Origin of the sequence: Spirosoma pollinicola, from assembly GCF_002831565.1 — a bacterium.
GTDB classification, from domain to species: Bacteria; Bacteroidota; Bacteroidia; order Cytophagales; family Spirosomataceae; genus Spirosoma; species Spirosoma pollinicola.
The window spans coordinates 236,625-258,129 of sequence record NZ_CP025096.1; the positions used below are offsets into that span (position 1 = coordinate 236,625).

Annotated in this window: 19 protein-coding genes; 8 read left to right on the top strand and 11 right to left on the bottom strand. The window is 48.2% G+C overall.

Annotated elements, in window-relative coordinates; translation table 11 throughout:
* Positions 1-107 precede the first annotated feature (107 nt).
* The 4 genes from CWM47_RS00990 to CWM47_RS01005 all read left to right on the top strand — a co-directional run bounded on the left by CWM47_RS00990 (position 108) and on the right by CWM47_RS01005 (position 3,637).
* A complete protein-coding gene (locus tag CWM47_RS00990; protein WP_157815869.1) occupies positions 108-461 on the top strand; it encodes a hypothetical protein in 354 nt (117 codons plus the stop codon).
* A gap of 100 nt (positions 462-561) precedes the next feature.
* Positions 562-1,749, top strand: coding sequence for a sensor histidine kinase (locus CWM47_RS00995; protein ID WP_100985943.1), 1,188 nt, complete (start codon positions 562-564; stop codon positions 1,747-1,749).
* A 51-nt stretch (positions 1,750-1,800) separates the two neighbouring features.
* Positions 1,801-2,577: a LytR/AlgR family response regulator transcription factor gene (locus CWM47_RS01000; RefSeq protein WP_100985944.1), complete on the top strand. Its 777-nt coding sequence runs from the start codon at positions 1,801-1,803 to the stop codon at positions 2,575-2,577.
* 139 nt (positions 2,578-2,716) lie between these two features.
* Positions 2,717-3,637: an RluA family pseudouridine synthase gene (locus CWM47_RS01005; RefSeq protein ID WP_100985945.1), complete on the top strand. Its 921-nt coding sequence runs from the start codon at positions 2,717-2,719 to the stop codon at positions 3,635-3,637.
* Between the two features lie 103 nt (positions 3,638-3,740).
* Here CWM47_RS01005 and CWM47_RS01010 read toward each other — a convergent pair whose 3' ends face one another.
* Positions 3,741-4,424 carry a glycosyltransferase family 2 protein gene (locus CWM47_RS01010; RefSeq protein ID WP_100985946.1) on the bottom strand — a complete coding sequence of 228 codons (684 nt, stop codon included), beginning with the start codon at positions 4,422-4,424 and terminating at the stop codon, positions 3,741-3,743.
* A gap of 40 nt (positions 4,425-4,464) precedes the next feature.
* Positions 4,465-5,928: an ArnT family glycosyltransferase gene (locus CWM47_RS01015; RefSeq protein ID WP_100985947.1), complete on the bottom strand. Its 1,464-nt coding sequence runs from the start codon at positions 5,926-5,928 to the stop codon at positions 4,465-4,467.
* A 272-nt stretch (positions 5,929-6,200) separates the two neighbouring features.
* On the opposite strand from CWM47_RS01015, the gene CWM47_RS01020 reads away from it, so the two are divergent.
* From CWM47_RS01020 to CWM47_RS01030, 3 genes are all read left to right on the top strand, one after another.
* A complete protein-coding gene (locus CWM47_RS01020) occupies positions 6,201-9,011 on the top strand; it encodes a TonB-dependent receptor domain-containing protein (protein ID WP_100985948.1) in 2,811 nt (936 codons plus the stop codon).
* A 153-nt stretch (positions 9,012-9,164) separates the two neighbouring features.
* Positions 9,165-9,881, top strand: a complete 717-nt coding sequence (locus CWM47_RS01025; RefSeq protein WP_100985949.1) for a DUF4405 domain-containing protein — start codon at positions 9,165-9,167, stop codon at positions 9,879-9,881.
* Between the two features lie 209 nt (positions 9,882-10,090).
* On the top strand, positions 10,091-10,438 hold the full coding sequence (locus CWM47_RS01030; RefSeq protein ID WP_100985950.1) for a DUF3024 domain-containing protein: 348 nt from the start codon (positions 10,091-10,093) through the stop codon (positions 10,436-10,438).
* A gap of 620 nt (positions 10,439-11,058) precedes the next feature.
* Here CWM47_RS01030 and CWM47_RS01040 read toward each other — a convergent pair.
* The 9 genes from CWM47_RS01040 to CWM47_RS01080 all read right to left on the bottom strand — a co-directional run bounded on the left by CWM47_RS01040 (position 11,059) and on the right by CWM47_RS01080 (position 19,576).
* Entirely contained in the window at positions 11,059-12,252 is a 1,194-nt protein-coding gene (locus CWM47_RS01040; protein ID WP_100985952.1) for an MFS transporter, read from the bottom strand.
* A 38-nt stretch (positions 12,253-12,290) separates the two neighbouring features.
* Positions 12,291-12,794, bottom strand: a complete 504-nt coding sequence (locus CWM47_RS01045; protein WP_240625665.1) for a carbonic anhydrase — start codon at positions 12,792-12,794, stop codon at positions 12,291-12,293.
* A complete protein-coding gene (locus CWM47_RS01050; protein WP_157815870.1) occupies positions 12,776-13,102 on the bottom strand; it encodes a SulP family inorganic anion transporter in 327 nt (108 codons plus the stop codon). The genes CWM47_RS01045 and CWM47_RS01050 overlap by 19 nt, the downstream gene beginning before the upstream one ends.
* A gap of 218 nt (positions 13,103-13,320) precedes the next feature.
* Positions 13,321-13,977 (bottom strand): beta-phosphoglucomutase, encoded by a 657-nt coding sequence (pgmB, locus tag CWM47_RS01055; RefSeq protein WP_100985954.1) that lies wholly within the window; start codon positions 13,975-13,977, stop codon positions 13,321-13,323.
* 41 nt (positions 13,978-14,018) lie between these two features.
* Complete coding sequence (locus tag CWM47_RS01060) at positions 14,019-14,750, bottom strand: DUF4386 domain-containing protein (RefSeq protein ID WP_100985955.1); 732 nt, start codon at positions 14,748-14,750, stop codon at positions 14,019-14,021.
* A gap of 28 nt (positions 14,751-14,778) precedes the next feature.
* A complete protein-coding gene (locus tag CWM47_RS01065) occupies positions 14,779-15,228 on the bottom strand; it encodes a hypothetical protein (protein ID WP_100985956.1) in 450 nt (149 codons plus the stop codon).
* Positions 15,229-15,329: 101 nt separating this feature from the next.
* Complete coding sequence (locus CWM47_RS01070; protein WP_100985957.1) at positions 15,330-15,893, bottom strand: Crp/Fnr family transcriptional regulator; 564 nt, start codon at positions 15,891-15,893, stop codon at positions 15,330-15,332.
* Positions 15,894-15,941: 48 nt separating this feature from the next.
* Positions 15,942-17,546 (bottom strand): sensor histidine kinase, encoded by a 1,605-nt coding sequence (locus CWM47_RS01075; RefSeq protein WP_100985958.1) that lies wholly within the window; start codon positions 17,544-17,546, stop codon positions 15,942-15,944.
* Positions 17,547-17,698: 152 nt separating this feature from the next.
* Positions 17,699-19,576, bottom strand: coding sequence for a glycoside hydrolase family 13 protein (locus CWM47_RS01080; protein ID WP_100985959.1), 1,878 nt, complete (start codon positions 19,574-19,576; stop codon positions 17,699-17,701).
* A 151-nt stretch (positions 19,577-19,727) separates the two neighbouring features.
* On the opposite strand from CWM47_RS01080, the gene CWM47_RS01085 reads away from it, so the two are divergent.
* Positions 19,728-21,461, top strand: coding sequence for an alpha-amylase family protein (locus CWM47_RS01085; protein WP_170069395.1), 1,734 nt, complete (start codon positions 19,728-19,730; stop codon positions 21,459-21,461).
* The last annotated feature ends 44 nt before the right edge of the window (positions 21,462-21,505 follow it).

Genomic DNA, 21,505 nt, shown 5'->3' on the forward strand with positions numbered 1-21,505 from the left:
AACCAGAATCATACCAGAAAAAGTGGCACTCGTCAAGTTTTAGTTTCGGGTAGCGTGTTCAACCTACACCTTTGTTTCAGTTAAACGAAACAAAAACTAAAGAAGCCATGAAAAATGTACTCATTCTGATGCTGGGTTTGGTAATCGGAACCACATCGTTCGCTCAAACAACAGAACACATAACGCCCGTCGCCACCGTTTCCATCACCACCGACCAGAAACTCAAGCTGGTTGTTGATCGGGAAGATGCCGTTGCCAGCGTGACCCTGCGCGATACACAAGGGCATTTACTTTATAGTTCTAACGTCAATCTTCGCGAAGGGTTTACGCAAAAATTCAATATTGACGAACTCACGGCTGGCTCCTATCAATTGGCCGTTGCAGTTGGTAACGATTCATTCGTTAAGACGTTTGTGGTTGCAGACCAACCCGCTCAGAAATTAATAGCCTTACGTTCATGAACAGAATGGCGTCATTCAGATTCCCGAAACCGGCATTCCGCCGGTTTCTTTTTTGTTGGTTTTCCAGAATTACTAGTTTTGATTATAAACCTTACCTACCATGACGTACCGTTTAACGACTTCGCAAAAGTGGCAGCTCGCCGTTAGCGTGTTCGTTATATACTTTCCTATTCGATTATATGTCAATGTCCCATCGCTGAGTTGGTTATTAATGGCCCGCAGCGTTCCCTTCTGGATACTGGAAACGGCCCTGACTGTTTTATTCTTTTATGCCTGGCTCACCGTAACCGAGTGGCTTCAGCAGGAGTTATTCAAGCGTTTCGGCGAGGATTTCCTCATTGAGTTCAAGATACCGGCCCAGCTGGCTACCCTGGTCATTGCCAGCGCCCTGGCCCTTGTTTTTAACTTTGCCTTTTCCATGACATGGCGGGGTCTGGATACCGTTCTGGAAAATAATTTCGGTATTTATCGTGAACAGGACATTCGTCCACAACGACCAGCGATGACACCTACCATCCTGGAAGAACGGCGCAAACGAGCCGAACAACGCCGACGGGTAAACAATGGCTTGACGGTTATGGCTATGCTGTCGGCTTTTTATCTGGCCGCTAACCGCCGGGCTTACCGGGAGCTGGAAGTTGTGCAGGTACGCGCCGAACGGCTGGAAAAAGAGAATGTTCAGGCGCAGTTTGCGGCCCTGAAAAGTCAGGTGAATCCTCATTTCCTGTTCAACAGCCTCAGCATATTATCCTCTTTAGTTCATGCCGATGCGGAGCTATCCGAGAAATTTATTGACCAGTTGTCCAGGGCTTACCGCTATATTCTGGAACAGAAAGATAACGAGCGGGTGCTGCTCAAAACCGAACTGGAGTTTATTCAAGCCTATCGCTTTTTATTGAATATCCGCTTCGAGAACAAATTCGATGTGCTGATCACGGTGCCTGAGGCCGACCAGACCCGGTACAGCATAGCGCCACTTACCTTACAATTATTAGTAGAAAATGCGGTGAAGCATAACCGAATGTCGGCAAAAGAGCCTCTGAAGGTGCATATTATGCTGGATCAGGATTGCCTTGTTGTCAAGAACAATTTGCAGCCCCGCCCGCAGTCAGAAACATCTACGGGTATGGGCTTACAAAACATCATAACCCGGTATGCCCTGCTCACCGCCCGCCCCGTTTGGGTGGGCGAAAGCGAAGGCAATTTTGTTGTGAAGGTTCCATTATTACTCAATGAGCGAATGAATGAATCCGCGAGTGACCGGGCAAGTGTTTCCCGATCATCATAGCCTGTATGCGCTATTCTCGCTGTCAATTATTCGAGCATCCCTATTACTTATATGAATGTAGTCATTATCGAAGATGAAAACCTGACAGCTAAACGGCTCGAAAGTTTGCTCCACAAATACGATTCGGCCATTACCGTTCTGGCCCGGATTCCATCGGTTGCCGAAGCCGTCAGTTGGTTTGATGAGTCGAATAGCCCTGTCGACTTGATCTTCATGGATATCCACCTCGAAGATGACCTTGGATTCCGCATCTTCGAACAAACACAGCTGACTACGCCAGTTATTTTTACAACGGCCTATGATGAATACATGATTCAGGCCTTTAAGGTCAATAGCATCGACTACCTGCTCAAACCCATCAATTACGATGAACTGGTGGCGGCCATTGAGAAATACAAAGCTTTGAAAAAGCAGTTTGGCCAGGCAACATCAACCTCCCACGACCTCGAAACACTCTTGAACCTGATTGGCAAATCGAAGCAAACCGATTATAAAGAACGGTTTATGATTACGGTTGGCACGAAGATTCGCAGCATCGAAACCGGCGACATCGCTTATTTTTACCTGGAAGAAAAGGTCGTTTTTTTAGTAACGAAAGACGGCCTGACGCTGCCCGTAGACTATAGTTTAGACAAACTGACGCAGGTCCTGAATCCACGTCGTTTTTTTCGCATCAGCCGCCAGTTTCTGGTGTCGTTGTCTGCCATTCAAACCATTCATACGTTTTCGGCGGGTAAGCTCAAACTTGATATGACGCCTAAATCGCGCCAGGAAGTCTTTGTTAGTGGCGACCGGATGACCGAGTTTAAAGAGTGGTTGGGAAAGTAAGCCCGTTTACCCGCAAGCACGATATGCGCCTTCATGAATTGATTCTTAACCTGATTCTGAGCAAATAACTACGTTCGTAAAACGAACAAGAAAGAGCGCCAGACGGGTAAGATCGGGAATGAAGGTGTACCTTTGTAGCATGGAGAACCCAAACCAGCCCCGTAAGCAACGTGGTCAGCGGACCGACGCTACTCTTACCGTTTCGGAACCCGCCGAACTAATGGCGTTTTTGATTGCTCAATTGCCGCATAAAAACCGGAACAATATCAAGTCACTGCTTGGCAACAAGCAGGTGCTGATTGATGGCAAAGTTTATACACAGTTCAATCATCCCCTGACACCGGGGCAAGTTGTAACCGTTGCCGGAAACCGGGCGCCCGAAACGTCGCAATACCGGGGCCTGACTATTTTATACGAAGACCAGAGTCTGATCGTCATCAATAAGCAGGCAGGTTTGCTGTCGATGGCAACCAATAAAGAGCGCGATCGCACAGCCTACGGTATCCTAAGCGACTACGTCAAAAAAGAGAACCCCAAAAACAAGATATTTATCATTCACCGACTCGACCGCGAAACGTCGGGTGTAATGATGTTTGCGCGAAGCGAAAACGTGCAGCGGCTGATGCAGGAGTCCTGGAATGCAACGACCAAAGAGCGGACTTATGTAGCCCTGGTAGAGGGCGTTCCCGAACCGGAACAAGGCCGCATTACATCCTATCTGCGTGAGAGTAAAGCCCTTATCGTTTACTCGAGCCAAAACCCCGATACAGGGCAGTTGTCTATCACTAACTATAAAGTACTGAAGGCAAACAACGGCTATTCGTTGCTGGAGCTGGAGCTGGAAACGGGCCGTAAGAACCAGATTCGGGTCCATATGCAGGACATTAAACACCCCATTGCGGGCGATGCCAAATACGGGGCCACCTCCGACCCCATCGGGCGGCTGGGCCTTCATGCCGAAACCCTGGCCTTCGAACACCCAATCACCGGCGCTCCCATGCGTTTCAGCGCCCCCGTACCCAAGCTGTTTCAGGCAGTGATGAAAACGGTGAGTGAGTAAGATAATGTATAATGAAAAATGGTTAATGAAGAATGAAAAAAGGCTGATTTCCAGACCGCAATTCATTCTTCATTAACCATTTTTCATTATACATTATCTTAGCTTACTTCACAATCCGGTACTTGAGCAGCACCCAGATTGCTTCGATACCGTCCAGCCATGAAATCTTTTTACCCTCGGCAATGGAGCGGGGATAATAACTTATGGGTAACTCCCGAATACGGATACCCCGTTTAGCTACTTTAGCGGTCACTTCGGGACAGAACTCAAAACGGGTACATTCGAGGGGAATAGACCGCAGAAAATTAGCGTCGAATACCTTGTAGCAAGTCGGCTCATCGGTGAGTCGCTGGTTGAAAAGCAGGTTCGTCAACAGTGTAACTACTTGTCCACCAATATAAAAGCTAAAATAGGAATGGCGATTTTCGGGTTTCAGGAACCGGGAGCCGTAGATAACTTTCTCCTTTCCTTCGGCAATAGGCCTTACCAGAAACAGATAATCCAGGGGTTCGTACTCTAAATCTGCGTCCTGTACAATAGCAATATCGCCCGTCATGTGCTTAATAGCCGTGCGAATGGCAGCCCCTTTACCCTGGTTGTGATCATGAAAAACAACACGAATGTTGGGTACTGACTCGAAGGTTGCCAGACGTTCGCGGGTACCGTCCGTCGAACCGTCGTCAACAATAATTATTTCTTTCGTTAGAGGAACAGCCTGTATTTTCTCAAGTAACGTATCAATAGACTTAATTTCGTTGTAAGCAGGAATAAGAACAGATAGCAGCATAAAGCAAAGATAAGCGATAACGGGCAAACAATTTTTCGGGTTACTTACGCACCCAGTATATCAACGGAAAGCGGGGATTTTTTACTTTAACAAAATTCTTTTGCAATCCCTCCCGCAGTTGGCGGATGGCATACGCATTGGCCGGTTGAGTTAACGCCGTACTATCGTCAATAACACTCGACCGATTTCCAAAAACAACGACCTTCAGACTGGTATCGGCCAGCGCGCGCCCATAGGTGTCAGGGTGTGACTCTATGTAGTGCGAGGTCTGCATCTCCGTAAAAATAAACGGAACATTAGGCTCCCGATCCGACAGGTAATACAAACTCATGCCATTATCGATCAGGAGTGCCTTTCCGGTCGGGCCGGTTTGTTCACGGATAAAGTCACCAGCCTGTTGTTCACCCGAATAATCGGCAATACTTATAAAACGCTTAATTGTAGCCGGACGATAAAGAAGACCGCTGATTAATAACAACGCACCTACTACTCCAACGCCCGCCAGTACAAACCGGTAGGGTAATTTCCGGTTACGGGACTCATACTGCCCAAGCCATAGATCGGCCATAAAGCCCAAGTGCAACACAAAGAAAACTGCAGCCGGAAAAAAGTAATGACTGGCCTGCGTTTTCAGCATGGCTACACAGGAAAACACAGCCAGCAGCAGGGCCAGCCACAAAGCCGGTGTTTGCCGATACACATTTCGGTAAGGCGGCTGCCATACCAGCACAAACGAAACAGCCAGCAACAGCAACAGCCAACTTATTTTGATCAGAAATTTGACCAGAAAAATCGTGTGGGATGGATAACCGCCAAACGGATAAATATAGGTCCACTCCAGATGGTCGTCTAATCGATTGGTAGCGTAAAAATAGAGTGCAGACAACCCTAGAGGCAGTACGAAGCCCAACAAAACCAGCATTCCCCGGCCAACCATTGACCAGAATGTGAGTCGTCCTGCGAACCAAAGCAGAAGAATAAATGCCCCAAACCCTACGACATAAAAAGCGGCTACACTTTTGAAGCACATGGCAATGCCCAGCAAAACGCCAGCCCCCAGCCAACGCAGGTTGGCAGATCCTTTGTTGCCAACAGCCAGGGCAAATGCATTTAGCCCAAAGATGGCAATCCAGCTTTCGGGTTCCAGAAAATTCATTTCCATGAATGCACAACAGGCCGCCGTCAGCCCAACCGTAACGAGCGCTACCCGTTCACCAAACAGACGTGCCGCCCGCCAGGCCGATAGCAAAACACCTGTGGCCAACAGTGTTATCAGGGCCGAAACACTGACGTGGTTGTAGCCACCCAGCAAATTCAGCAACACATTGGTCGATGAATAGAGCAGATAAGATTTCGACGGAATGAAGTCATACAAGGCATATCCCTCATTGAGCGAGCGTGCTATTACCAGATATTCATAGGCATCGTAACCATAGCCAGAGTTATAGGCGAATAAAAAAAAGAGCGGACAGAATAGGGCAAGAAATAAAAAAAGTCGCGTCATAGAAGGTCAAAACGGTGCCGGACAAGTTACCAGCCAGCCAACAAATGTACTGGTTTACGCACTAGCTACCAGCTTGAAAATGCCTTTTTATTGCCCACTCGCTCACTCAAAGGCACGGTAGAGTACAACAAATCAGGCCGAAATCTCTTTTCATCTGTTTATACTTCACCAGTCTATTTTTTGCTTTCGGCATTGAAAAAACGGCATTCAGCCAAATAGTTTTTCGCGTATAACTCTATGGACTCAACTTTGACTCGCTAATTAAAAATCACATGAAAGCCCTGCTACTCTCTTTACTCATCGTTAGCGCGACAACATCATTCGCCCAAACGCCTACTGTTCCTACCGCGCCTGCCAGCGGGACGGTAGCCGCTCCGGCAAGCAACCCGACCCCTATCGTTACCCCAGCGGCCCCGGCAGTGTCCGATCCGTTTGGCAAAACGCCAACCGATACTACGCCCACCAGCTTCACCGCACCTGGTGGCCCAACAATGATTCAGGCACCCGGCACACAGCCACAACCGGCAGCAACGACTTCAGAAGCCGAGCCCATTGCCCGCGGAAACGGCAAAATTACGGGTACGTTAATTGACTCGACCTCCAACAAACCCGTTGAGTTCGCTACCATTGCCTTACTAAATACCGCGACCAACAAACCCATCGACGGAACAACAGCCGATGCCAAAGGTCAGTTTACGATTGGCAAACTGGCTCCCGGAAAATATCGCCTTCAGTACTCGTTCATTGGTTATAAAGACAAGCGTAGCGCCCTGATTACAGTTGACCGGGGTAGCGCAATAAACGTTGGCTCGGTTAAACTTTCTGCCGATGTTCGGACATTGAACGAGGTAAACGTGGTAGGTCAGGCGGCTATGATCGAAGAGAAAGTAGACCGGCTGGTGTATAACGCAGATAAAGATATTGCCGCCAAAGGGGGCGACGCCGGTGATATTCTTCGCAAAGTACCGATGCTGTCGGTCGATCTGGATGGCAACGTTAGTCTGCGCGGAAGCGCCAATGTAACGGTACTGATCAATAACAAACCATCGACTATTGTAGCCAGTAGTGTTGCCGATGCGTTGAAGCAGATTCCGGCCGACATGATCAAAACTGTGGAAGTAATCACCTCGCCATCGGCTAAATACGATGCAGAAGGCTCAGCCGGTATCATTAACATCGTTACCAAGAAAACAACGTTACAGGGTGCCACACTCGATGTGAACGGGGGCGGTGGCAACCGGGGAAGTAACCTCGGCCTGAACGGTAACTACCGTACCGGCAAAATGGGCTTCTCGTTAAGTGGATTTGGCCGGGCAGAATATAATGTGAAAGGTGCCTTTGCCAACGATCAGACGACCCGCAACTACGATGCCGCGACTAACACCTACTCGGCCAGTACACGGACAATTCAAACTGCCCAGACGCAAAGACAGAATCTGTTTGGCAACTATCAGTTGGGTTGGGATTATGATATCGACAAGCGTACGTCACTTACCGCCAGTATTCGGTACGGCGCCCGCAATGGCATAAATAATCAAAATAACCTGCTGACGCAGACAACGTCTCCGCTAAGCTACTTCCCGACAATAAGCGACCGGAACGTAAAAACCACTGATTTGTCGGGAACGGTAGATGCCAACCTGACCTACACAAAGACCTTTAAACCTCAGAAAGAATTTAGTATTCTGGCCTTGTTCAGTCGGAATAACCGCACCAATAATTTCGTATCGGACATTTTGGGCGGCACCGATTTCCAGACAATTACATCACGAATCAAAAACGATAACCTGAGTTACAACCAGGAATCTACACTCCAGATAGATTACCAGACACCCATCAAAACCAATCAGTTAATTGAGTTTGGTGTTAAAGGTATTTTCCGGAAAGCGAACAGTGACTACCAGTACTACCTCGCTAGTGGCGACACGGGTGATTTTGTACAGGATAACACCCGGCCAGCCAACACGCTGTTTTACAATCAGAACATTGCGGCTTCTTACCTGTCCTATACGATGACAACCAAGAATAAATACACCATTAAAGCCGGGGCACGTTACGAATACACGATGATTGACGCCCGTTTCAGCAACGAATCAACGGGAACCGCAACAGACATTCCGAATTATGGAACCCTGGTTCCAAGCATCAACGTCTCGAAAAGTCTGAAAGGCGGCAAGATCATTAAACTGGCCTACAACCGCCGGATTCAACGGCCGGGTATTCAGTTCCTGAACCCGAACGTTAACTCGGCCAACCCAACCAATATATCCAAAGGTAACCCATTGCTATCGCCGGAATTCACCGACAATCTTGAGTTCAGCACCAGCGCGAACATTAAAGGATTGTACCTGAACGGGTCTTTGTTTGCCCGTCGGACGAATGGTGAAATCACGGCCGTTCGCGATGTAATCCAGCAGCCCGTTGGCGACCCGACTAATCAGGTTTTCCAGCAGGTCATTCAAACCACGTATCAAAACGTTGGTCATCAGGATGCATACGGTATCAACCTGTTTGGTAACGGAACCTTATTCCGTAAACTTCAACTTGGTGGTGGCCTCGACCTGTATCATGTTAGCCTGACGAATAATAACGCAAATCCAGTTTATTCGGCTTCCAATTCGGGTCTGGTCATTGCCGGACGTATTATGAGCAGTCTGTCGCTCAGCAACGGTTGGGGATTCCAGTTGTTCGGTGGTGGTCGCGGCAAACAGGTGCAATTACAGGGGTATCAAAGTGCCATGTATTTTTACAGCCTGGGTATGCGGAAAGAGTTCAATGATAAGAAAGCAAGCTTAGGGCTGGCTGTTGAGAATATCTTCAACCACCCATTTGTCCAAAATTCCGAACTGTCATCGCCCATCCTGTCTCAGAATTCGCAAACGAGCTTTTACAACGCCGGTGTTCGGTTGACTTTCAGCTACAAACTTGGCAAGATGAGCTTCGATGCACCACAAAAACGCAAAAAGTCAATCGATAACGACGATGTTAAAGGCGACGGCGGTGGTGATAACCAGCAGCAGGCAGCCCCCGCAGCAGCCCCAGCAGGTGGCGGTACCCGGACGGGCGGAGGACGGCCCCGCTAATACCAAAAATTTACGCCCTGCCATGTAGCATGACAGGGTTCATGATAATTAGATTAGGTTGGTGATCAATCCCTCTTGCTTTGCAGGAGGGGTTTCTTGTTTTTACATATTTCATTTACATTTACTTGTACATTTCCTCCCTTCACGTTTCTTATGAAATCAAAAAATCTGGTTAGCCTTTCGGTTGCCGCTGTATTTTTCGTACTGGCCATTACGGGTCTCTTAATTTATTTTGGACAAGGTTCTCACGTTGTTGAGCATACCCATGCCTGGTTTGGCGTTCTTTTTGTTGCCGCTGCGATATTCCACATCATGAATAACTGGGCATCGATTGTAGGTTATTCCAAAAATCGACGGACGGGAGGTATTCAAAAAGAACTTGTTGTTCCAGTTGTTATTGTAGCCATTTTCGCGCTCGGTATTGGCTTTGACTTACCCGTTTTCGGGAAACTGGCCAATTTTGGAAAAGGATTATTTAAGGGCGAACGGCCACGTGGTGGGCCTATGGAACAAACAAAAGTCGATTCTATTGCCAACGCCGTTGAAACAGCCTATGCCACGGCCTATACCAAAGGCGACACGGGTGCATTGGCAAAATTATTGCCCATTAAAACGTCTCTCCTGACCGAAGCCGGCACCATTTTGAGCGGTTCAGATATTCAGAAGAATATACTGAAACGGACAGCTCCGGAAGTCGTAAAAACGAAAGTTGACCGTGCCGAATCGCTCGATGAGCGCACAATCCTGGTGTATGGCACGTCCACAAACTCTACAACCACATCGCCGACTGTTTTCTCGCACCTCTTGAAAGAGCAGGACAAAAAGTGGACAATCATAGCGGCTCAGCGCGCCTTTCCTGCGGTGCAGTAGGTAATCGACATTGCCGCAATTTTATGAAACAGGCATACTGGCTATTTTATCGGATAGACATTATCTGCCCGATTGTGTAAATAGACATGCCGCTTCGTTATCGATAACGAAGCGGCATGTCTATTTGGTGAGTATAGAAACAATGTACTTGTCTTCGCCAAACTAGCGGTAGGTCCAACCAGGTATTTGAGATAAATCAGTGAGAAGCAATGAGCCTTGATATACTATTGACGCTGGATACCATTGAGGTACTGGAAAACTACATTGATAAAGTTCGACCGATCGAAGAGCTTCGGGATCAGGTTGATGTAGCTTACAAAATAGAAAACCAGAGTATTATTATTTATGAGATCAGGCCCCGGTTTAATCAGCCTGACCAAACGTTTGAATCAGCCATTGCTAAAGCTACGTTTGTGAAAGCGACAGATTGCTGGAAAGTATTTTGGCAACGGGCTGATTTAAAATGGCATACTTATAAACCAAAACCTATTGTAAAGACAATCAAGGAGTTTGTGACCCTGGTCGAAAAAGATGAACACTATTGTTTTTGGGGATAATTACCGGCGGCTGGCTTATACAGGCATAAAGCGTAATCCAAAAAATAAAAAAGTAGCGACAATGAAATAAAAGACGGCCGCTAAACTACACTTAACCCGGCACAGTTTACCCAAATCAGTATAAACGGCCTCGTGCAGAAAACTGCTAAACATAGCGAGCTGTAAGACAATCGAAATACCAAAGAATATAAGCTTCATGGCCGGGGGTTGCAAATATAAAGTTTGATCAAATAGAACTACTTGTTTACAGATTTACGTACACACATTGCAATGAGATAATAAAGTTACATACGTACATTTATATAGTCAATACTTGCACGAAAAATTAGTTGTTTTTACTCAGGCTAAAACTACTCAATGCTCGGATTGCTTTCCGGTTGAATTGAGATCATGAAACACACATTCAATTTATTTATGCAACGTTGAATTCCTTTTGTACAGGGACCTACATGCCCGGCCAACGTGACTTCTGTTACCGAAATACACCCATTCATAATGTGCTTATATAGTTTTATCACACGAATGGGCAGGGCATACTGATGGTTACCCCGGCCGTTACAAACCCCGGCCAGACCATTGAGCAGTTCACCATGATTGTGATAAGTAGTGAAGACAGGACTTTATTTCACTTTCCCTTTCAAACCATACCCGAGTGCGACGAGCAATAACACCAGAGATAAGAAGCCTAAAGCGGTGGATAAGGAAAACTGTTGAGCAACAAAACCCAGTATCGCCGGGCCTGCCAGCAGACCGGTATAACCGATCGTCGTTAGCGCCGATATACTGACCGTTGGCGCAACACCAGGTATCGTACCGGCGGCACTGAAGAATATTGGCACAATATTGGCCACCCCCAACCCCAGTAGTACAAAGCCAACCAGTGCCCCATAAATCCATGGACTCATTATGGCCATCAGCAAGCCTACTGCACCAAGTAAACAGCCTCCCACAACGACCGTTTTGCTGTTCAGGCGTGCCACTAATTTATCGCCCACCAAGCGCATTGTGGCCATAGCAACCGAAAAGGCGGCATAGCCCGCCCCTGCCAACTCCGGTTCAATTCCTTTGGTGTCCCGCAGAAAGATGGCACTCCAGTCGAGAATGGCCCCTTCTGCCAGAAAAATAGCAAAGCACATGATGCCCAAAAATAAGACACTGCCGTGCAACCAGCCGAATCGCTGCTTACCCTGTGTTGGCTTGTCGGCTATCGTTGAGAACCGGGCAATAATCCCTCGCTCTGCAGCAGCCCCAAATAAGTACTTGTATTGGGTAAGGGTAATGATTATCATCAGCGCGGCAATACTGACAATGGCATAGATCGGGTTAAGTCCCAGCTTAATTAAAAAACCTAACCCCAGAGAACCAAACAGCCCTCCTACGCTAAAGAGGCCATGTAAGGACGACATGATGGGTCTCTCATACAGGTTCTGTACTTGAACACCGTGCGCATTCATCGCTACATCGACGGAACCAACCCCAGCACCAAAAATGAATAGTGCAAGAGCCATAGCAACGGGAGAGGTCAGAATGAGCAACAACGGTAGCGAAAGAGCCATGACCAACACGGCAGCCGTCATGACAAGGCGGCTACCCAAACTGCTCACCAGCCAACCCGAGGTAGGCATCATCAGCATGGCCCCGGCGCCTAATAGCAGCAATAATAGCCCCAGGTTAGCGTCGTTCAAGGCTAAACGGTCTTTGGCATAAGGCACCATGGGCGCCCAGCTAGCCATACCCAGCCCGCACACCAGAAATATCAATTGGGTAGCCCTGCGGGCCTCACGAATATGATCTGAAGGTATAGTTACATTCATAAAGTAAAGAAGTTGAGTATAAACCTAATCAATAGGGGTTAGCGGATGCTTGCCGTCAGTTTTTCTTTTTCTGCCACAGGCATAAGAGGTGGCACCAGATTAACTACTTCATTCAGCAAACCACTACGGAGGTTAAATACCCAACCATGCAAACTTGGTATTTTATGGTTAGCCCACATAGTTTGCACGCTTGCGGTTTCAACCAGATGATTGACCTGCTCAAGCACATTTAATTCTACCAGCCGATCAAACCGGGCATGGTCATCCGCTATCTGGTCTAACTCAGCCTGGTATTTGTCCCGGACATTCTTGATGTTGACGAGCCACTGATCGATCAAGCCTAGCTTTTTGCCCGCCATAGCCGCTTTCACGCCCCCACATTCGTAATGACCGCAGACAATAACATGCTGCACCTTAAGGACTTCTACTGCATACTGAACAACGCTTAGTATGTTCAGATCACCTGGAACGACCATATTGGCAATGTTTCGATGAACGAACATTTTGCCCGGATCAGCTCCTGCTATATGTTCGGCCGACATACGACTATCTGAGCAGCCAATCCACAAAAAGTCTGGCTTTTGGTCATGCGACAACACATCGAAGTAGCCATCGTTGAGCTCAAGTCGATCTTGCTAACACTAACTTCGGAGCCAGATAATGAGCCAACAATAAGTCCGCCAACAATACCCGCGATCAAACCGGCGAGCGAAGGTGCCCCTGAAGCTAATGCAATGCCCAGACACAGCGGTAGCGACGCAAAAAAAACGGATAGTCCAGCCGTCAAATCGCCCGACAAATAATCTGGCCGGTACTGTTGAAGTGTCTTGAATGGATTAGTGAATGGCATTCGTCTTGTGAGTTTTGTATCTCAAACTGATTTATATACGGTGATACACCAGAAAACTAATCTCAAGTTATAGCCCCATAGCTAGCTGTTGCCTGTACGTCAACAAGCTAACGACTATAACAAACCGTTTTATGAGTTAAATCAGCCCCTAAATAGATGCATTATTATTTACAAAACCACGACAGATTAAAAAGTAATTAAAATAACTTAATTGAACATTATGAACATGCTGTTAGAACGGTTTCCACCGTGAGGCTCTCCAGCGATGGAGCTACCAGATCGGCTTGCGCGAGTGTATCGGGAGAGCCAAGACCAACCACAAACATGCCACCCCGTTTACCGGCTTCAACGCCTGCCACAGCGTCCTCGAATACCACACATTCTGCCGGACTTACGCCCAGTTCAGCGGCTCCTTTCGTGAACACTTCCGGGTCGGGCTTACCCTTGCTGATCTTGGTACCGTCGATGATAGCTTCGAAGGCGTCGGTCATGCCGATACGTTCCAGAATAAGGGGGGCGTTTTTACTGACGGAGCCAAGTGCGGTTTTTAATCCGGCCTGGCGAACCTGCGAGAAAAAAGTAGCCACGCCCGGCAGGATATCGTTGGATGACATGCGGCTGACGAGTTCGAGGTACCAGTCATTTTTCTGAGCGGCCAATTCGGTCTTTTTCTCGTCGGACAGGGTCAGGCCGCCATGAGCCAGAATGAGGTCGAGGGAATCGGTACGGCTAACCCCTTTGAGCCCTTCGTTAAATTCTTCGGAAATATCGAAACCAAGTTCGTTGGCCAGCCGTTTCCAGGCCTGGTAATGGTAAATGGCGGTGTCGACAATGACCCCATCGAGGTCGAAAAGGAATGCTTTTATCTGACTCATTTGTGCGTTATCTGCTGAATAAGGCCCAAAGGTAGGCAGATTTAGACAAGTGCAGCCACAGTCTTATGCCCGGCCAGTCGCAAAAAATGTACACCTATAATAAGTACCCACACCAACCAGAGCGTACTCCCCAACAATCCCGCCAGATGCCAAACTGGAAAGCCGGGTATAACTGTTGCGAACAAATCGCCCTGCGCCAGCAAATAAATGGCCGATGCACCATAGGCAAACCAGCTTGTCCATTTTGGGAATAACCTCAGCGTGTTAAAAGCCGACGCGATCATGACTGTCCAGGCAATCGTCAGCAATTGACCCAGATGCTCGCCCAGCATAACCCCGCCGTATTGGTGAATTGTCTGAAATGCCACGACACTGGCCGCCCGGATAGCCGGGTTAGTTGACTGCACATAGTTGTCAGCCAGCACCGGTACAACAAAAGTCCATCGCAGCAGACCTATGATCTGCACCAGACCAGAGATTACGCCCAACATGGTAGCCAATCGAACGTAGTACAGTTTGTTTTCCAATCGCTCACCTATAAGCCTGTAGGCTTGCAACAAGGGTAGACACGTAATGGCAAATGACCACCATACAGCAATAAGCGTTGGCCCACCCGCCTGAAATCTCGTTAATACAATGCCAGGGGCCTGACGTAAAATACCAGGGTAATCGAAGATAATAGTCAGAATAGTATAGGGAATAAACACAAGAACAGCACCCGAGAGTAGTAGGCGGCCAATGAGTCGGTTAGAGGAATCAGTAGTCGTTTCCATCAGTAAATGAGGTTTTATGGATGATTGACTACCAGAAAAACGAATAGCTGATACCGGGCGTCGGGTTGACTTTAAGGTCTTCGCCGGGAGCTGTCAACACGGCTGCACCAATACGAAGATTTAGCCCTTTCCAGACCATCCAGCGAAAACCTACTTCGCCCATTAGCCCGTTTTTTCCTTCGTATTCGCGATCCATACCCCGAACGTACGATGCTGATGCGTAAAACGACGATGGATTGGCTTTCTGTCCGACGGGCAGAAACCAGTACGTCAGGCCCGTTCGGATAAACGAGGTGGTAATACCGGGTGTAAATCGGGTAGGGTAATAACCTGCGCGAACAGATACATGGCTCCTGCGGTATTCCAACCCGATAGAGGGGTTACGAAAACCGTTTATACTAAGCTCATTGCGGGAGAATTGTTGTGCAAAGAGGGGGCCGGACAAGAGCAGCAGACCGAGCAGCGTAATTGATTTCATATCGTCTTTTGTTTGTGATTTACGATACAAAGTTGGCCGACGGCTCAGCGGATCTACTGGACAAATGTCTAAATCGATTGCAGGGTCCGAACTAATTTAATTTACCGGACCTGCCCACGAATACGACTCAGATGACGGGGCGTCATCCCCAGCATGGAAGCCAAATACTGGAGCGGGACTTCCTGCAACAAGCGAGGCTCTTCATCGAGCAATTTCTGATACCGCTCTTCGGCCGTGAGCGTGAGCAGATTGAACCGGCTTTGGTCAATACAATTAATTTGATATTCCAGCAAACCGATGTAAAACGTTTCGAAATAAGGAATTGCCCGGCGTAATTGATCGAATGCCGGCTTCGGGATAACCCAGAGTACACTGTCTGTGAGGGCGCGAATGCTTTCGCGGGTGGGCTGCTGTCTCAAAAAACTCCCTAACGATACCACAAAGCCGCCTGGGCCCGTCGTGTACGTCGTAATTTCTTCGCCCTCCCGTAAACAGAAAAACTGAAATAGCCCCTGTTCTACAAAACCAAGCTGCAGACTAATTTGTCCTTCCTGAAGGTAAAAATCGCCTTTGGTCAACACCCGTCGAGTAAACTGCTGCGTGATTAGTGCTAGTTGTTCCTCATTGAAACCACTGTCAAGTAAGAAAGCTCTTAGCTTTTCCATTGGACCTAGACTAGTTTAATAGTGGTAATCATGCAGGAAAAACTCAACTCACATAGGCAGATAAACGGTGAAAACAGCCCCCTTTCCCGCTTCACTTTGCGCCTGAATAGCCCCATCGTGCAGTTCCACCACTTTTTTAACGACTGCCAAACCGATACCCGTACCCTCAAATTGTTGCCGACCGTGTAGGCGTTGAAAGATCTGAAAAACAAGATCAGCATGCTTTTGGTCGAAACCAATACCATTGTCGGCAACGCAAATAGCCCAGTACGAGCGATTTACGGATAAATTTTGTCTCACCTCTACAGGAAGATCTGCTCCTCTAACTTCAGAAGCGCAGACGTTTATGATCGGTGGAATGGGAAGTCCATCTGCCCCGGTCCGGTAAAATTTCAGGGCATTGGATAGCAGATTTTGAAAGAGCTGGCGCAACTGAAAGCGGTCGCCAACCAGTTCGGGTAGCGGTTGGTCATCATCTTTGCCAAAGTCAATGCGGGCCTTCGTCTGCTGAATGGGGTGCCAAAGGTCTTCGAGAATATCGTCGAGCAGTTTGCTTAGCGAAAATGGATGAAACATATCCCGCTGGGCCGCAATGCGGGAATAGTCGAGCAAATCGCGAATAAGTGCCGACATCCGTTCTGCCGCCGACTGCATGCGGTCAATCATGTGGCAGCCATCGGTATCCAGCACTGGTGCATACTGTTCTTTGAGAAGATCGCCAAACGCCTGAATCTTTCGTAGTGGCTCCTGCAAATCGTGGGAAGCTATGTAAGCAAAGGATTGTAGGCTTTCGTTAGACCGTTTCAGTTCCATATTGGTCGCTTCGAGCTGCTGGCGGTAACTCCGGTTTTCGGTGATGTTCATATTGGAAATGACCACACCATCGCCAGACTTCGCTGTAATCCGCAGCCACCACTGATCGCCAATCGAAAATTCGGCAAAATCCGGCTCGCCCGTTTCAACGACCCGTACATATTTCGGAAAATCTTCTTCTTGCTGAACGGGTGTACTTACCTCAAAAAATGTTTTCGTCATAATCGGCTCGGCAAACTCTTCCCACATGGCTTTGGACTGTCGATTCGCCATAACCGTCCGAAAGTCAACAATTTGGTTTGTCGTATTCCTAATGGCAGCATGAAGTGAAATAGCGGCCTGAGCATTATCGAGTACGGTCTGAAACAGCTCAGCCTGTTTTTTCACCAGCCGTTCGGCCTGTTTGCTGTCGGTAACGTTCATGAATGTCACTACGACCGTGTCATTTCCCTGACGCACCGCCGACACGGCAAACCAGGCCTCCAGCCCGTGAACGTCGTTATAATACTGTGTCGTTTTTTCAGGTTGCCCAGTGTTGATCACACTAACATAAAGGTCAAACAAACCGGATTCAATATTACCAGGAAAGGTGTCCAGCAATCTTGTTCCAATGATTTTGTCTGGTGTCATAGACAGACTCTCTTCAACAGCCGGATTAGCCGACCGCATTAAAAAGTCTACAACTTTTCCGTCAGCATCCCGGATCGCCGTCATAGAAATAATACTATTCAGTGACGCATCGAATGCAGACAAGGCCAAACGAATGGCTTCAGGCGACCGCTCTGCTAGTGGATCAACAGGCAATTGATCATCGAGACCAGGAACAGGCGACAGATTCATGTAGTTACGGCTTATAAAAATTGGTTATCTATTCGCCCGTTAAATTAATGAAAAGTATGTTATAGCCAACAAATTTCAATGCAAACGGCCATGTCCAGTGGTGACAATCAGGGGGGCACCCTACACACGGCCGTTGTATGTATTGCGTAGGCTTACTTCATCAACTCCAGTACAAGAGCTGTTTTAGCCGGTAACTTCACCAGTTTAAGGTCAGTCAATGTAGCATCGGTCAGTACGTTACGGGCCGAGGTGTAGCCGTTCATCCGTTCGGCGAAGCGGGCGGTATCGAGCGAAATTTCCTTATCGCCGGTGTTGGTCGCCACCATTACGGTTTTGCTGCCATCGTAACGAAAGTATACATAGGTTCCTTCCTGTGGCAGAAACTGCATGAGTTTTCCCGTGTGCATAACCGGATTATCGCGCCGGTAGGTCGCCAGTTTACGCACAAATAGATAAGCGGCATTTTCCTTATCAGTCCGTCCGGCGGTTTCAAATTTATTGTCTTTATCGCCGGGGAAGCCGCCGGGAAAATCCTTACGTACTTCGGCATCGCTAGGGTTTTTGGTGCCGTTCATCAGGATTTCGGTTCCGTAGTACCAATGCGGAATACCGCGTGTGGTCAGCAGCCAGGTAACCCCGATTTTGTACTTATCGTAATCATTGCCAATTACCGATAGGTAGCGGTCTGAATCGTGATTTTCCAGAAATGTCACCAGCTTGTTGGGGTCTGCATACACATCATCCTGCGCCAGTACCTGATGAATCCGGTTCACTCCCGAATCCCAATCGTATTTCTGATTCAATGCGTCGTTGAAGGCATTATACAGCACAAAATCCAGCGCACCCGGCTGATTACTTTTGAACGGAAAGCCAACGGTATTCTTCACAAAGAAAGCTTGCCCGACAGGGTTGTTCACCACCGATTCGCCGAAGAGGTGAATTTTCGGATACTCGTTCATGAGCGCCTGATTGCAGCGATTCATAAACGCCAGATCATTGTATTTGTACGTATCGATACGCCACGCATCGAGGCTGAACATTTCCGTTGACCAGATGGCGTGCTGAATCAGGAAGTTAGCTACATACGGGTTGCGTTGATTAAGATCCGGCAAAAACGGGGTAAACCAGCCATCTAACAACGTTTTCTGATCACCTGCTGCTCCATGCGGGTCATAGAGGGGCTGTTCTTTATGAGTCGAACCGGTATAGGTTGGCCAAACGTTGACCCAGTCTTTCATGGGCTGATCCTTAAAAAACCAGTGGTCGTCGCTGATGTGGTTGTAAACTGCATCCTGCACCAGTTTCATCCCGCGCTTATGCAGGGCAGATGCCAGTTCAATATAGCCCGCATTGCCGCCAAACCGCTTGTCGATTTTGTAATGGTCGGTGAAGTGGTAGCCATGATAACCCGCCTGGTTACGGTCGGGGCCTTCCTTTTTCAGGCTTTCATCATTATCAATGACCGGGGTCATCCAGAGGGCCGTTACGCCAAGATCCTTCAAGTAATCGAGCCGGTTGATAACACCCTTGAAGTCACCTCCATGCCGCAGATACGGATTTTTGGTATCGGCCTGTGGGTCGAGCATATCGGCAAATTTGTCATTTGTCGGGTCGCCGTTAGCAAAGCGGTCAGGCATGATGAGGTATATAAAATCGGCGGCTGTAACGCCCTGCCCTTTTGGCGATTTGTCGCGAGCTTTTAGTTCAAACGGCTGTGTGAGCGTCTGACTACCGCGCTTGCCCACAATACGCATTGTACCTGCTTTGGCAGTGGGCGCAATCGTCAAATCCAGAAAGGCATAATTTGGATTTTCAACCGTGTGGGCCTTCACTAATTTCACCCCGGCATAGTTGATTGTATAGGTCAGGGTTCCGGCATTGGGGCCATAAACCAACAGTTGCAAACTCGGATTTTTCATACCGACCCACCAGTTTGTGGGGTTGACCCGCTGAATCTGCGCATTCTGGGCAAGTACCAACGAAAAGCCCGTTGAGACTGCCAATAAGAACGTAAGTAAGATTGTCTTCATAGATTGGTTACGCATAAACGCACTTGGTTCTGTTTTTGACTAAGAATAATGCAACAAGAACGTAAAAATAACCCAACCTTTTCGCCTAAAAAGGCCATAGTTTTGTGTTCCGTGACGTAACTATTCACGCAACCCGATTCAACCAGACCTTATGCATACGACATCCGTTGTTCCTGTAATGGATAAATTGATTATCTATCAGATTTTTACGCGCCTGTTTGGTAATCAAACCACCACCAACAAGTGGAATGGAACCTATGCTGAAAATGGCGTCGGCAAATTCAACGATATCAACAATGCAGCCCTGCAGTCCATCCGGCAATTCGGGGTTTCGCATATTTGGTATACGGGTGTTATTGAACATGCAACCCAAACCGACTACTCAGCCTACGGTATCCAGCCCGACGATCCAGCCGTCGTAAAAGGCAAAGCCGGTTCGCCCTATGCCATCAAAGACTACTACGATGTCGACCCCGATCTAGCCGAAAACGTGCCCAATCGTATGGCCGAATTCGAAGCGCTGGTGCAGCGGACCCACGCCCACGGCATGAAGGTACTTATCGACTTCATACCAAATCACGTAGCCCGGCAGTACAAATCCGACGCCCGGCCAGCAGGGGTTACCGACCTGGGGCAGGACGATGATATGTCGGTAGGCTTCGCGCCAGACAATAATTTTTATTACCTGCCGGGTCAAACGTTCAGCCCCCCTACCCCCCAGAGTGGTGTTTCGGCTTCGCCTGTAGGCATGGGTTGGGTAGAATATCCGGCCAAAGTTACCGGCAGTGGCTCCATCACGGCCACGCCCGATGGTAATGACTGGTATGAAACGATAAAGCTGAATTACGGCGTCAACATATTCGACGGCCGTTGTCATTTCGACCCGATTCCCGCTACCTGGCATCAAATGCTCGACATTCTGTTATTCTGGTCGGAGAAGGGCGTCGATGGTTTCCGGTGCGACATGGCTCATCTGATACCTGTCGAATTTTGGAAATGGGCCATTCGTCAGACCAGGCAACGGTATCCGAGCCTGATTTTCATTGCAGAAATTTATGATCCCGGCTTATATCGGTCTTTTATTTTCGATGGTGGTTTTGACTACCTCTATGATAAAGTTGGTCTATATGATGCTGTTCGGCGGTTAATGGAAGGGCATGGCTCCTGTTATGAACTGACGCGCGTCTGGCAACAGGAATCCGGCGACTTTGGGCAGCATATGCTCCGCTTTCTGGAGAACCACGATGAGCATCGGGTTGCTTCCCGTTTTTTTGCCAATAACCCCTGGGCGGCTGTACCCGCCATGACCTTGTCGGCTACCATGCATACGGGTCCGCTTCTTATATATTTCGGACAGGAAGTTGGCGTACGGGCCGAGGGTGCCGCAGGATTCAGTGGCGACGATGGCCGAACGACCATATTCGATTACTGGGGTGTAACCGAATGGCAGAACTGGCTAAGCGACGGCCGCTTCGACGGGGCCGGCTTAACCGATGAGCAGCGGCAGTTACGGGCTTTCTATCAGCAGTTGAACTACCTCGTTAGCGGGTCAGATGCCATCCAGAACGGGTATTTTTATGATCTGCAATACGTTAACGATAATGGACAAAGTGCCGGCTATGACGCGCATCAAGTGTATAGTTACCTACGGTATACAGACCGACAGAAATTGCTCATTGTCTGTAATTTCTCTCAGCATTCGACCTATTACGCAACCATTAACATTCCCACTCAGGCATTTGATGCGATGGGCCTCAATGCAACTCAACCGCTTCAATTGACCGATATTTTTCTTGTGAACTCGACAATAGAGACTGTTGGTCAGACGGGTGTGCCTGTGGTACTGCCCCCCTGGAGTGTACGGGTGTTGGAAATTAAATCGTAGATTTATGGTACCTTTTGGGTATAACTCCGTCAAGAGAGTACGCC